We start from the raw sequence: 13,403 nt of genomic DNA, 5'->3' as shown, positions 1-13,403 counted from the left end.
AAGCGATAACACTTGAGTTAATTAAAAAACGGGCCAGGAGGGATTCGAACCCCCGACACCGTGGTCCGAAGCCACGTGCTCTAGTCCACTGAGCTACAAGCCCTAAAGCGTATTTATGTTAGCAGAGATTCTCCAGCTCTGAAACAAGATTAGGTTGTTTGCAGATTTAACCCTCTTTTATCACTTTAGACAGATAAAAAATAGACTATTCTCAGTTTCTATTTTTCTAATGAGTGATGTCAGCTTCAAGAAGTCCAGAACCAACCATTGGCTTTGTTGATGAGTACTGCCAACTATTTGCAGAGTTATTTCCCCAAGTCCGCAGTTATGAAGCCTTCAAGCATCTCCATCTGGGGATGATTAGTGATATCAAACGTAAATCATTGCCCGCCATTGCAAGAGCAGTGGGCTTGGAGAACCATCAAAGCCTGCATCATTTTCTGAGTGAATCACCTTGGGTAGCGTCACATTTGTCTGACAAGAGATTGGACATCATCTTGAAAATACTGGATGGGCGCAGGTTAATTCTATTGATCGATGAGACGGGCGATTGCAAAAAAGGCAAGAGTACCGACTATGTGAAACGGCAGTATATCGGCAATGTGGGCAAGAAAGAGAATGGCATCGTCGCAGTCACTGCCTACGGGCTGTTTCAAGGGATGATTTTGCCTTTGTCCTTTGAAGTGTACAAACCCCGAGAACGTCTTAAAGAGGAGGATGAGTATCTCAGCAAACCCCAAATTGCTGCTGGAATGATCCGACAGTTGCAAGGGATGGGCTTTTGCTTTGAGCTCGTCCTGGCTGACAGCTTGTATGGGGAAGCTCAAACAAACTTTGTGAATGTCTTAGAGGAGTTAAAGCTGCCCTATATCCTAGCGATTCGTAGCAATCATGCGGTGTGGTTACCCGCAGAACAAGCAGTCTTTGCCGAACCGTGGCAGTCATTTGAACGAACCTTCAGCAATGGCACCACTGAAACTCGTTACAGGCAAGAGATCATTTATGGCCAGCGACACCACCAGAAGCGCTATTGGCTATTAACCACGGACCCCCAAACGCTACCAGAGAACTCAACCTCTTATGTCATGGCAGCGGCACCCGAGATCAAGCTGGATGAAATTGGGGATTGCTATGGCTTCAGAACTTGGATTGAGTATGGTCTCAAACAGTCTAAAGATACCTTGGGTTGGGCTGATTTTCGCATGACGCACTACGAACAAATTGAAAAGTGGTGGGAGATAGTGATGAGCGCTTTCTTGATGGTGAGTTTGTTCGCTGATGTCTTCAATGACTCTTGTCCAGTGGCACATCAACACTTTGCGCAGCATCCTTGGTGGGATAACCAAAACGGGTGGAAGAATCTGCTCAATAATGTGCGCTTGATCATTCAACCGTTAATCAGTTGGAATCTTCTAAAGCGCTGGTTAGAAGTCTTTCCCAGCCGTGCTTTGAAAAAGGGGTTTGAGCAACTCACATCAAAGATGGAGGCATTTTGCTGTCCACTGGTGAGGAAATTGCTCAAGCATCCTGATTTTCTCTCTGTCTAAAGTGATAAAAGAGGGTTAAAGGTTCAGCCACTATGTCTTGGGCCCAGCGACAGGGAGAGAAATACTGCATTGCACTCACTCATGGCTGCTTTTGGCCTCAGGGGCTGGGATGGCTAAATTATAGGAAGGGTATGATGGGAGGGATATACCTGAATTCTGCTGTTTTGAGCATTATGGGCAATCTTAAAGAAATTGAAACTGCCGTGAGTCAATTATCTGCAGACGACCTCACTGCCTTTCGGGTCTGGTTTGCAGAGTTCGATGCGAAAAGATGGGATCAGCAATTTGAAGAAGACGTTGCTGCAGGCCGACTTAATAAACTAGCAGAGCGAGCACGCCAGCAGCTTAAAGACGGGAATTGCACTGATCTGTGAGACATTGTGCGACCCCTGATTTCTGGTATCACTATCGACGCCTACCTGATGAAATTCAAAATTTAGCTGATCGGAGTTATGAGCTGCTCAAACAAGATTCTCGGTATCCATCCCTGCATTTCAAAAAAGTAGGACCGTTCTGGTCCGTTCGGATTGGCTTGCATTACCGTGCTTTGGCTATAGAAGAAGATCAGAATATCCTATGGTTCTGGATTGGAACGCATGCTGAATATGACCAACTGTTACGGGGTGGGTAAGGTTTAGGGAATCAGCAGCTGTGAGTGACGAGGGTGAGATATGGATATATCTGATCGGTTTAGGGGGTGTTTACTAGGGCTGGCGGTTGGCGATGCAGTTGGTACCACTGTAGAGTTTCAACCCCGAGGGACTTTTGCACCTGTCACCGATATGGTGGGCGGTGGTCCGTTTTATCTAGAGCCGGGACAATGGACGGACGATACCTCTATGGCGTTATGTCTAGCCACGAGTCTGGTTGAAAAGGGACAGTTTGATGCGGCGGATCAAATGAATCGCTATTGTGACTGGTATGAGAATGGCTATCTCAGCAGTACGGGCACCTGTTTTGATATAGGCAATACGGTCACACAAGCTTTAAACCAATACAAGAAGACGGGGAACCCGTTTAGTGGTTCTACACATCCCAAATCGTCTGGAAATGGCTGCTTGATGCGGTTAGCCCCGGTTCCCATGTTCTGTCACCCAGATCGCGATCGCACCGTGTATTTTTCTGGCGAAAGTTCGCGCACCACGCACGGGGCGACGGAATGTGTTGAGGCCAGTCGCTTGTTTGGCGAGATGCTTTTTCACGCTTTATCGGGGGCTAATAAAACTGAAATCCTTGAAAAAAATCAGTTAGACCGGTTAACTTCTCCTTCGATACGAGCTATCGCTAAGGGAGAATTTAAACATAAAACAGTCACGGAGATTCGCGGTTCAGGCTATGTCGTCAAAAGTCTAGAGGCTGCTCTATGGTGCTTCTGGACCTCAGAGACCTTTGAACAGGCGGTTCTGAAAGCCACTAATCTTGGAGATGATGCGGATACTACGGCTGCAATCTGTGGTCAATTGGCAGGTGCATTCTACGGAGTCCAAGGTATTCCACGCTATTGGCTAGAAAGGCTAACCATGAAGGAAGAGATTGTCACCCTGGCAGATCAGCTCTATGCTGCAATCTAAAAGTTACCTTTTTCAGGATTACAGAATCAAAGATGCAATATTAGGATTGCTCACAAGTCCTTGCTGCTATGCATTGCAAACTTGATCTTTGCAATGCATAGCAGTAGAAGAGTGTGTGGAATGAGTTGCCAAGGAATCCGTGCAAGTAAATTCAAGCAGATTGCCTTTCTATGGAGCCCGACTTAGAGGTTTAGCTAGTTCAAGGCTAGGCTGGCTTGTTTGGGGCATATCAGGAAAGCCTTAGAAACGGCATTATGTTGGGTGATGCAGTATCTGATTAAAATAGGCTCTCTCTATTCAGAAATTCACGGGCGAGCTGGTTATTACTTGTTTGTTGGCTTATGACAATCTGATGACCTTGTTCTGGCGAGAGGGGTTCGGGGCTATCCATAAAGTCGGGGAATTGACGCAAAAGGTTGATTGCAGTGCGATGGACATACCGATGCATGGCCAGCTTGCGGGTCCATGGCCAGCGATTTGCGTGCCGAATCAACTCAATATAACGCCACGGTAACCGCTGGTTGACACGAGAGGTTGGGCGTGAAAAAGCGTCCGATAAGGGTATATCCATAATTGACAGAAAGCTTTCAAATAAGCCTTTAGCTGTATCTTCGTCATAGCTTCTTATCGTTAAAGCATGCTTACCAAAAATGGATGCGTAACGGTTCGCAAATTCAAAGTAATCCATTGCTGGATCTAAATCTTGAATTTTTGTCGGAGCTGCGACAAAACCAATCTTGATCCGATGGGCATAGGTTGATCTCAAGAAAGAATCTTGTTGGCGAAAGTACAGAATGACGCGTATTTCATGGCCTTGAAATGCATCTCGGACGCCTTTCAGGTGATCTTCCGATAATTTGATCCGACTTAGCATTTCTGAAGACAACAAGATAGTGTGACAATTTCGATCCTGTGCTTCTTGTTGAATCTTGTGGAGTTTAGCTTGATCCAAAGGCACCATATTCTCAACCAAAGGACGAAATAGAGGGTGATGGTAGTTGCCTTTTGGATCTCGTCCGATTTGCGGATAAAGTACACCATATTCTTCTGCAAGCAGCTCGTCATTGAGCGCTAGAAAAGCTTGTATGGCAGACGTACCAGACTTATGACGACCGACGTGTAAAAGTACTTTTGGAAGCGTTGCGCTATTTTTCAAGGAATTGTTGCGTTCTAGACTCATACGTGATTCTGTCCTTCGTCGATGACTGAGACTATCGATATTGTTTTCCAACTAGGATTCTCTGTCAGACTGCTACGTAACATTTTGCTGACTGTTTGTGAAAAATCTGGGAATTGTATTCTAAAAAGGTAATCAATCCTTGTCTTGCTTGAGTAAGAGCATTATGGTTTCTTCGCCTTCTCATGCTGCCACCACTATTCGTCCAGATATCCAGCACCTAGACTTGGTGTCTTGGCGGCGGCATCTGCATCAATATCCAGAACTTGGATTCAAAGAACATCTCACTGCTGAATTTGTAGCCCAACGCTTAACAGAATGGGGCATTGAGCATCAAACTGCCATTGCTGAAACGGGCATTATGGCTACCATCATTGGAGAGCAACCGGGGCCAGTGTTAGCCATTCGGGCAGATATGGATGCCTTACCCATTCAGGAAGAGAATACGGTTTCCTATCGGTCACGCCATGATGGAGTGATGCATGCCTGTGGTCATGATGGGCATACGGCCATTGCCCTAGGAACCGCTCGCTACTTATCTCAGCATCGCCAGGACTTTGCCGGTACGGTCAAGATCATTTTCCAGCCTGCGGAAGAGTCTCCCGGTGGGGCCAAGCCCATGATTGAAGCAGGGGTTCTGCAAAACCCACAAGTGGACGCCATTATTGGCCTCCACTTATGGAATAACCTTCCCCTCGGTACGGTGGGCATAAAATCGGGTCCACTGATGGCTGCCGTGGATTTATTTGAATGCAAGATTCAGGGCAAGGGGGGCCATGGAGCTATGCCCCATCAAACCACTGATGCAGTGGTGATTAGTGCTCAAATCGTTAATGCCCTGCAAGCGATTGTGGCTCGCCATGTCAATCCCCTTAATTCCGCAGTGGTGACCATCGGGCAACTCCATGCGGGCACGGCATCTAATGTGATTGCCGACTCCAGCTTTATGAGCGGCACGGTGCGCTACTTTGACCCGGAATTGGCCCATCTGATTGAGCCACGGATGCAGGATATTCTCACAGGGATTTGCCAAAGCTGGGGAGCCACCTACGACCTCAACTATTGGCGGCTGTATCCACCGGTGATTAACGATGCTGCGATCTCAGATTTGATTCGCTCCGTCAGTACTGAAGTTATTGAAACACCGACAGGCGTTGTTCCCAATTGCCAAACCATGGGTGGAGAAGACATGTCCTTCTTTTTACAAGAAGTGCCAGGCTGTTACTTCTTTTTAGGCTCAGCCAACGCCGATCGAGGCTTAGCCTATCCCCATCACCATCCCCAGTTCGATTTTGATGAGACTGCCTTAGCTATGGGTGTGGAGATTTTTGTGCGCTGCGTTGAAAAATTCTGTGATCCTAATCCGTAAGTCGCGGAAATACAGTCTGGCTAATGGTATCATCAATGCCGCTTAAAATAGATCCAGGCTACCTAGCGAAAAACAGGGCTACAATTCCGCTCAGGGAAATCTTTAAATGTTTTAATTCCTACGGATAAATATAAAATATCTGTGCTAGCTTATACGAAATCTGCATTATTTGAGTGTTTTAAAGGGTTATGAGTTTGACTACCACTATTTCAACGAATACAACGGTTGTTGCGACCCCAGAGCAAGTCTCATCTGACTTAGCAGGGGAATCAGTAATTCTCAACCTGAAGACAGGAATGTACTTCGGTTTGAATGAAGTGGGTGCAAGTATTTGGAATTTACTTCAGCAACCTCGATCGGTTAAAGACATCTGCGACCAAATTCTGGACCAGTACGAAGTTGAGTCGGACCAGTGTGAACAGGATGTCCTCAGGTTGCTGAATGAACTGGTTGAATCAGATTTGATTGAGATCAAAGATGTCGCCACTGCTTAAATTTTTGCGGTTGCAAAGTTGCGATCGCACTCTCTTGATCAAAACCTACGTTTTGTTGGGTTTGGTTCGATTGGGATTGTGGTTGCTGCCTTTCAAAATCCTGCAGAAATGGCTGGCCAATTTTCACAACCCCCCTGCCTACTATCAAACCCCTACCCTCAGAAAGATTAGTCGTAGAACTGTCGGAAAAGTGATCTGGGCAGTGAACACTAGTAGCCGATTTATGCCAGGACACGTGAAATGTTTAGCCCGAGCCCTCGTTACGCAAGTCTTAATTTGCCGACGAGGCTATGAACCCGAGCTAAAAATTGGGGTCGCGAAAGCAGAGGATCATTCCCTTGAAGCCCATGCCTGGGTTGAACTACAAGGGCAAGTGATCATGGGTTTTGTGAAGGACTTATCTCGCTTTACGCCGATGCCATCGTTTGAGTCCAAGATCTAAGTCCCATCCTCTGGGGACTTGACCTAGAATATTAAATATTTTTTTATCACTGAATAAAAGGTTCGGAGCAATGCCTAGCGCTGCTTTTTTTGAACGCTTGGGGGTATTTGTAGACCCTGGCTTCTTAGATCCACAATTCTGTGAGTCCTACCTCACGGAAGCACAGACCTGCCCCTGTGAGCCTGCTCGTCTCACCCGATACGGGGAGGCTGTGACCGACGATAGTCGACGGAAAACAGGCCAGTTGCAAATCAGCCCAACCACGATCAAGGGGATTCGTGAGCGCTTAATTGCCATCAAACCGCGATTAGAAACTCATTTTGAGGTTCAACTCCATGCCCTTGAACCTCCCTCCTGCTACCGCTATCAAGTGGGCGACTTTTTTGGCCTGCATCGAGATGTGATCGATCCGAGCCTACCGGGCTCCAAGTTTGAAAAAAATCGATTAGTGTCTTTAATTATTTTTCTCAACGGCATGTCCGCTGAGCCTAGTCCTCAGACCTTTGGGGGGGGAGCCTTAGCGCTCTATGGGTTACTCAATGATGCTCGTGGTCAAAACTATGGCTTTCCCTTAGAACCGGAACAAGGCCAGCTGATCGCTTTCCGTTCCGATCTCTGGCATGAAGTTAAACCCGTCACCCATGGTGAACGATTCACCATTGTCAGCTGGTTTGTCTGAATTTTGCTTCTCCCATGCCTTTTTCCACTCCCGTTGCCCTTCATATTTTCAATCGTCCGCAATATTCGAATCAGGTATTTGCAGCGATTGCCCAAGTCAAACCGTCAACCTTGTTTATCGTTGCGGATGGCCCGAGAGCTGATGTGCCCGAGGATGATGATTTATGCCAGCAAGCAAGGGCGATTGTTGATCAAGTGGATTGGGAGTGCGAGGTGTTCACCCGTTTTGCTGAATCGAACCTGGGGGGACGGTCTTGTAATGTCCAGGGGTTGGACTGGGTGTTCTCTCAGGTGGAAGAAGCGATCATTTTAGAAGATGACTGTCTTCCCCATCCCAGCTTTTTCCCGTTTTGCCAAGGGATGTTAGCTCAGTACCGTCATCAATTCCAAGTCAAGACCATCTCGGGGAGTAATTTTTTGCGAGATACCCTTTCTATTCCCCAGACCTATGTCTTCTCTAAATTTTTTGTGTCTTGGGGATGGGCCTCTTGGCGCAGAGCGTGGCAAGGCAACGACCTCACGATGACGGGGTGGCCTCAGTTCAAGCAAACCCAACCCCAATTTTTTGAGCAACAGGCCCTCACGGATTGGGTGACCCAATTATTTGACTGGGCCTATCAGAACCAACAGGTTTGGGATATTCCATGGTTTTATTCTTGTCTCGCTCAGGACGGTCTCACCGTTGTGCCGAAGGTCAATCTGATTTCCAATATTGGCACTCAAGGCAGTCATACCCAAGGGAACCAAGGTTTAAATGAGTTGCCAACCTTTAATTTGAATTTAGATGCCATCATTCATCCGGACTCTATGGCGCCAAATCCCCTGTTCGAAGCATTAATTTATAAACTGTTTACGGCAAACGAGCCTCAACCCACTCAACCCTTTCTCAAAAAACTAAGATCCAAACTCAAGAAATTACTACCTCGGGACCAACGGTAAGGGTGGTTTCAATCTGCAGGTTTGTCCCGCTGATGATCTGCTACTTTGCTCCCATATGTCACCCTAACTGCTGAAGGCAAAAATCCCTTAAAAACGTTATTCTTTGAGTCTGGATAGCCGCTAATTGCTATGTCCCACTTTTATTCAGCCTATGGCTTGACCCTTCAGTCTGAAATTAAACTGCCAGAACTGATTCCCACCCTGGCAACGGATGCGGATGTCTGGATTCATTTTGATGCCATTACCGATAGTCCTTTGCAGACGGGAGACACCCTGCATTGCTATCAAAATAACGATTCAGGAATGTATTTATATTGGCAAGGAGTCGGTACGTTTTTGATTCAGGAAGGCCAGGATGTCCTGATTGATCTAGAGATTGATCTCGATGAGGATCGTCTCCGACTCTTTATTCTGGGTGCGGTCATGGGAGTTGTGCTGCATCAACGCGGATTTTTGGTCCTCCATGCCAGTGCCGTGGCGTTGGAAGGAGAAGCGGTGGCCTTTATTGGTCAAAAGCGATGGGGCAAATCCACGATGGCAGCGACTTTGCATGATCGTGGCCATAGCTTGATTGCGGATGATGTGGTAGCCCTAGAGGTCCAACGCCATCAAATTCAGGTACAGCCTGCCTTTCCACAAATCAAGCTGTGGCCCGATGCGGTCACCTGTATTGGCAAGCAGCCCGAGGATTTACCACGACTAGGGGCCCGCTTAGAAAAGCGCAATCATCAACTCTCTTCTGGCTTTATGTCTGACATTCTGCCCTTGAGATATATTTTTGTGCTGGGACAGGGGGAGGAAGTCGCCATTAAGCCGTTACCGCCCCAGGAGATTATTCAACATTTGATGCAAAACTCCTATGTCACCCGCTTTGAGCAAACTTTATTGCAGGAGCGAGGAGCCAACCATTTTAAGCAACTGATGCTCCTGGCTCAACAAGTGCCACTTTTGCGTCTCTTACGGCCAGCCTCCCTCGACTTACTACCGGACATTGCTACCCTCGTTGAAAATCACATCCTGGCCCATGAAGGTTGAGTCTCAATTTGCCCGTTTAATCTCTCCTTGCACGATTGAGGATTTTTTCCAGACCTATTGGGAAACAAAAACCCTCTATTTGCCAAGGAATGATGCCTCATTTTATGGGTCAGTTTTACAGCCAGAGGACATCGATCTTCTGCTGCAAAACAAAGCGTTGTTGGCGGATTACAATAACTTTCGCCTAGTGGATCAGGGTAATAAGCTCAGTCTGGAAGACTGGTGTGATCGCCACTCTAAATCCCAACAGTATTTTATTAATAACGACAAGCTCTATAGCCTGTTGCATCAAGGCTTAACCTTGACTATCAATGGGGCTCATAAGAAAATTCCCAAGCTGAGACATTTTTGCAGTGCTCTAGAATGCGAGCTGAAGTTTAAGCTACGAACCAATATCTATATCACCCCCCCCCAGGCCCAGGGCTTAGCCCCTCATTACGATGAACATGATGTGTTTATTCTCCAAATCACGGGGGAAAAGGAATGGAAACTCTACCATTCTCCTGTTGAACTCCCCTCTCACATCCGCGATCAAAGTATTGGCCGCCATAAACTGGCGGAGCCGGAATTAACGGTAATGCTTCAGCCTGGTGATTTGCTTTATATTCCTCGGGGGGTAGTCCATCAAGCGGCTAGTCAGGAGACCACCTCTGTGCATGCATCCCTAGGGTTATATCCCACCTTCGCCTATGAACTCTTGGAGGAGTTGGTCACCATCGCCCAGGCTGACCCAGCCTTTCGGAAAGCGATTCCCCACGGTTTTTCCAGTTCTGAGCAACAGCAGGCTTTTTATGAGTTGTTTCAAACCCTGAGTCAGTACTTAATTAGTAATGTTAAGACTGAAGAACTGGTAGAGCGGAAGCATAAGGTATTTTTGTGCGATCGCAAATCAGAAGACCAAGGTCGATTCCAAGATCTGATTTACCTGCCACAGCTCAATCTCAACTCTGTCGTTGCTCGCAGACCCAATATTCTCTTCTCCGTTGATAGAGATTCCACTCAAATCGTTTTGAACTTCTATCAAAAAAGTCTAACCTTTCCTATTTTCCTAGCGACCTCCCTGACTGATCTGATTGACCATCCCTATCTAGCTGTTAAAGACATTGGTGGTTTGATTAACGATGCTGGACGATTGTCCTTAGCTCAAAACTTGATTCAAGAGGGATTTCTGATGATTAAAGCGATTGAACCCACTTCTACTTCCTAACATTTGCCCCTTCTGCCCCCATGAGCGCAATTACTGGCTTTGTCTATCCTCACCCTCATCCTGAGGGGAGCGATTATTTGCACCAAATGGTCCAATCTCTATCCCATCGAGGACCGGATGGAACCAATGAATGGAGTCAAGATAGGGTTGGCTTAGGCCATTGTTTATTACAGACCACCCCAGAATCCCGGTTTGAAACGCTACCCCTTAGCAACGCTTCCCAAACTTTAATCTTGACGGCAGACGCCCGAATTGATAACCGTGTGGACCTAATGACCCAGCTGGGTCTGAAAGAGTCTCCCTCAGCAGTGATTACCGATAGCGCCCTCATTCTTGCTGCCTACGAAAAATGGGGCGAACAATGCCCCGAATATTTCTTAGGTGATTTTGCCTTTGCCCTTTGGGATGAGACTCAACAGCATTTGTTTTGCGCCCGCGATCATTTTGGAGTCAAGCCCTTCTTTTACTATGCCTCCGAACAAGTCTTTGCCTTTGCCAGCGAAATGAAAGCGCTGTTTCATTTGCTGGAAGTGCCTAAATCCCTCAATGAAACCAGGGTCGCCGACTATCTGACCCTGATGCTATTTGATGCAGAAATGACTTTTTATGAGCAGATTGTTCGTCTTCCTCCTGCTCATCGGATGACAGTAAGCCAAAACAGTTTGGACATCTCAGCCTATTGGTCTCTCGATCCTGACTTTGAACTTCAGCTGGACTCCGATCAAGCCTATGCGGAACAGTTTCAATCCATTTTCACCGAAGCCGTGCGCTGCCGCCTGAGAAGTGCATTTTCCATCGGCACAATGTTAAGTGGAGGAATTGATTCTTCCTCGATTACCTGTATGACGGCCCAGTTGAGACAGGAGGCGCAAGAGACCGCTAAATTCCCTACTTTCTCCGCCGTGTTTAATGAAATTACGGCATCTGATGAGCAGGAATTTATGAATGCCGTGATTCATCAGCGACCCATCGAGCCTCAGTATGTACAGGGCGATCAACTCAGCCCCTGGACCGATTATCAGCACATGCTAGCTATCCAAGACGAACCCTTATTTGCCTGTAACGCCCATTTAACCCATGCCTTATATCAAATCGCTCAAAGCCAATCGGTCAGGGTGTTATTGGATGGCTTTGATGGTGATCAGGCGGTATCTCATGGTGTTGGGTATTTACGTACTCTGGCCAAGGCAGGACGGTGGCTCAAGTTATGGCGCGAGATGAGGGGGTTTTGCCAAAGCTTTGGTTACGATTTATGGCCCTTGTATCGGTCCTATGTCCGTAAATTTGGCATCAATCCCCTCCTTAAAAAAACAAAGATTACCAAAATTTTAGGTAAAGTTAAAAGCTGGCAATTCCGTGGGCAGCAGAAGACGTCCGAGGTGACTCCAGCCAGGCCCTGGGCCATCCCCCTCACCCCAGACTTTGTTGATCGAGCATCCGTGCTACAGCGTTATAAACACCTGCGTCGTCAGCGCTTTGGAGCACAGCCTTCCCAGCGCCACGAACATATCGTTGACGTTACATCTGGCTTAGTCTCTTCGACCCTAGAAGTGATGGATCGAACAGCTGCTGCCTCCCAAGTGGAATTGAGATTTCCCTTTTGGGATAAGCGGTTAGTGGAATTTTGTGTTTCTCTACCAGAAGAACAAAAGATGCAAAATGGTTGGACTCGATTAATTATCCGACGTGGACTGGATGGTATTCTTCCTCCTCAAATTCAATGGCGTGCCGGTAAAGGAAATTTGGGCACAGCGTTTGACCATACCCTAGAAAAGTACGGTATGGACCTAATTCATCAAGTTCTCAATCATCCACCCGATGCCATTGAGACGTTTATTGATATGCACGAGTTCACTCAGTTAGTCCAGCGATGGCAAAGGGGAGAGGCTGAAGCTAACGATACACTGTTGATTTGGATTGCCGTTAATTTGACTCTTTGGCTACAACAAGCCAATCTAGGCGTCAATTTTGCCGAATCTACTCTACAGTAATCAAATCTAATGAATATTTAAGGATTGGAATGTCCCCAAAATATTTGAGAAGTTATAATAGCTTAACTGGATTTGTATGCTGAATTGATGTCCGCTTGGCAAGTTTGCCTACTGGGTAGTATGTCAAATAACGGTATCAAGGTCCGGCTAGAAACTTGTTTCACAGCTGACCTGGGGGGTAAACACCTAATTAATTTAATTAGACGCTGTCAACTTGTATGGCAACCCATATAAGGAAACCAGAACAGCTGATAAAAGCAGATGACTTAAGGAGCAAGCTAAAGCCATGAAAAAATTTTATGACGCACCTCAACTCAGAACCTACGGAAGCGTAGAAGATATGACGAAGAATGCGCCATCAATCAATGCCATTGATGTGCCCTTTGGAACCATTCCTCCTGGAGATATCGACGACATTACATCCTAGTCATTTTATCCAGTCACTAATTTTTGATTGTTGCTAGAATGTGGGCGTCCTGGTCCAGCGTGGATTGTTTCACAGCTGACCTGGGGGGTAAAACACCTAATTGACTATAGTTAGATGCTGTTAACTTGCAAATGCTTGCATAAGCTAAAACAGCGACAGATTAAGTAAGGAGTAAGCTAAGACCATGAAAAGAACCTATGGTGCACCCCAATTGAAGGTGTACGGCAGCGTAGAAGATATGACTAAGAATTCACCGTCATTGAATGCTACAGATGTGCCTTTCGGGACAATTCCCGTTGGTGATATTGATGATGTAACGTCATAGTCATCCTTTTCAGTTATTGTTCAACTGAATATTGAAGCGAGTAGAGTCAGCCTTCCAAATGCTGGCTCTATTTGTTTAAGCTAAAACGGAAAAAATCGCACCCTCCTATAGTAGGGCATGCCAAATATTAACGATTTGAGCTTTGCTAAAAGACTCCTAGCTTATGTGATGCAGTCTTTTTGGGCTGAGTTATGGTGAACT

15 protein-coding genes and 1 tRNA gene are annotated in these 13,403 nt (G+C 46.5%); 14 read left to right on the top strand and 2 right to left on the bottom strand.

The window, feature by feature from the left end:
* Positions 1-29: 29 nt before the first annotated feature.
* A tRNA-Arg gene (locus AM1_RS08605) sits at positions 30-103 on the bottom strand.
* 133 nt (positions 104-236) lie between these two features.
* Between AM1_RS08605 and AM1_RS08600 the strand changes: the two genes are divergently transcribed.
* The 4 genes from AM1_RS08600 (at position 237) to AM1_RS08585 (ending at position 3,118) form a co-directional block, all read left to right on the top strand.
* A complete protein-coding gene (locus tag AM1_RS08600) occupies positions 237-1,547 on the top strand; it encodes an IS701-like element ISAcma8 family transposase (protein WP_012160919.1) in 1,311 nt (436 codons plus the stop codon).
* 173 nt (positions 1,548-1,720) lie between these two features.
* Complete coding sequence (locus AM1_RS44240; protein ID WP_012162446.1) at positions 1,721-1,921, top strand: hypothetical protein; 201 nt, start codon at positions 1,721-1,723, stop codon at positions 1,919-1,921.
* The gene (locus tag AM1_RS08590; protein WP_012162445.1) at positions 1,918-2,178 is read left to right on the top strand and encodes a ParE family toxin-like protein; all 261 of its coding nucleotides are present in this window, start codon (positions 1,918-1,920) and stop codon (positions 2,176-2,178) included. The genes AM1_RS44240 and AM1_RS08590 overlap by 4 nt, the downstream gene beginning before the upstream one ends.
* Before the next feature lie 40 nt (positions 2,179-2,218).
* Positions 2,219-3,118: an ADP-ribosylglycohydrolase family protein gene (locus AM1_RS08585; protein ID WP_012162444.1), complete on the top strand. Its 900-nt coding sequence runs from the start codon at positions 2,219-2,221 to the stop codon at positions 3,116-3,118.
* A gap of 277 nt (positions 3,119-3,395) precedes the next feature.
* On the opposite strand, the gene AM1_RS08580 is transcribed toward AM1_RS08585, so the two are convergent.
* The gene (locus AM1_RS08580) at positions 3,396-4,298 is read right to left on the bottom strand and encodes a hypothetical protein (RefSeq protein ID WP_012162443.1); all 903 of its coding nucleotides are present in this window, start codon (positions 4,296-4,298) and stop codon (positions 3,396-3,398) included.
* Between the two features lie 163 nt (positions 4,299-4,461).
* On the opposite strand from AM1_RS08580, the gene AM1_RS08575 reads away from it, so the two are divergent.
* The 10 genes from AM1_RS08575 to AM1_RS42080 all read left to right on the top strand — a co-directional run bounded on the left by AM1_RS08575 (position 4,462) and on the right by AM1_RS42080 (position 13,202).
* Positions 4,462-5,664, top strand: a complete 1,203-nt coding sequence (locus tag AM1_RS08575; protein ID WP_041659428.1) for a M20 metallopeptidase family protein — start codon at positions 4,462-4,464, stop codon at positions 5,662-5,664.
* Between the two features lie 188 nt (positions 5,665-5,852).
* Positions 5,853-6,158, top strand: a complete 306-nt coding sequence (locus AM1_RS08570; protein WP_012162441.1) for a lasso peptide biosynthesis PqqD family chaperone — start codon at positions 5,853-5,855, stop codon at positions 6,156-6,158.
* Complete coding sequence (locus AM1_RS08565; protein WP_012162440.1) at positions 6,142-6,600, top strand: lasso peptide biosynthesis B2 protein; 459 nt, start codon at positions 6,142-6,144, stop codon at positions 6,598-6,600. The genes AM1_RS08570 and AM1_RS08565 overlap by 17 nt, the downstream gene beginning before the upstream one ends.
* 70 nt (positions 6,601-6,670) lie before the next feature.
* Entirely contained in the window at positions 6,671-7,279 is a 609-nt protein-coding gene (locus AM1_RS08560; RefSeq protein WP_012162439.1) for a 2OG-Fe(II) oxygenase, read from the top strand.
* A 14-nt stretch (positions 7,280-7,293) separates the two neighbouring features.
* Positions 7,294-8,217, top strand: a complete 924-nt coding sequence (locus AM1_RS08555; RefSeq protein WP_012162438.1) for a hypothetical protein — start codon at positions 7,294-7,296, stop codon at positions 8,215-8,217.
* Between the two features lie 129 nt (positions 8,218-8,346).
* A complete protein-coding gene (locus tag AM1_RS08550) occupies positions 8,347-9,252 on the top strand; it encodes a phosphoenolpyruvate carboxykinase (ATP) (protein ID WP_012162437.1) in 906 nt (301 codons plus the stop codon).
* Positions 9,242-10,459 (top strand): cupin domain-containing protein, encoded by a 1,218-nt coding sequence (locus AM1_RS08545; RefSeq protein ID WP_041659424.1) that lies wholly within the window; start codon positions 9,242-9,244, stop codon positions 10,457-10,459. Before AM1_RS08550 ends, AM1_RS08545 begins: the two co-directional genes overlap by 11 nt.
* A 20-nt stretch (positions 10,460-10,479) precedes the next feature.
* Positions 10,480-12,450 (top strand): lasso peptide isopeptide bond-forming cyclase, encoded by a 1,971-nt coding sequence (locus tag AM1_RS08540; RefSeq protein WP_012162435.1) that lies wholly within the window; start codon positions 10,480-10,482, stop codon positions 12,448-12,450.
* Positions 12,451-12,736: 286 nt separating this feature from the next.
* Entirely contained in the window at positions 12,737-12,877 is a 141-nt protein-coding gene (locus tag AM1_RS42085) for a hypothetical protein (RefSeq protein ID WP_012162434.1), read from the top strand.
* Positions 12,878-13,061: 184 nt separating this feature from the next.
* Positions 13,062-13,202 carry a hypothetical protein gene (locus AM1_RS42080; protein WP_012162433.1) on the top strand — a complete coding sequence of 47 codons (141 nt, stop codon included), beginning with the start codon at positions 13,062-13,064 and terminating at the stop codon, positions 13,200-13,202.
* Positions 13,203-13,403: the final 201 nt, after the last annotated feature.

The organism is Acaryochloris marina MBIC11017 (assembly GCF_000018105.1).
GTDB lineage: Bacteria > Cyanobacteriota > Cyanobacteriia > Thermosynechococcales > Thermosynechococcaceae > Acaryochloris > Acaryochloris marina.
This window is presented reverse-complemented; position numbering and strand designations above follow the sequence as displayed.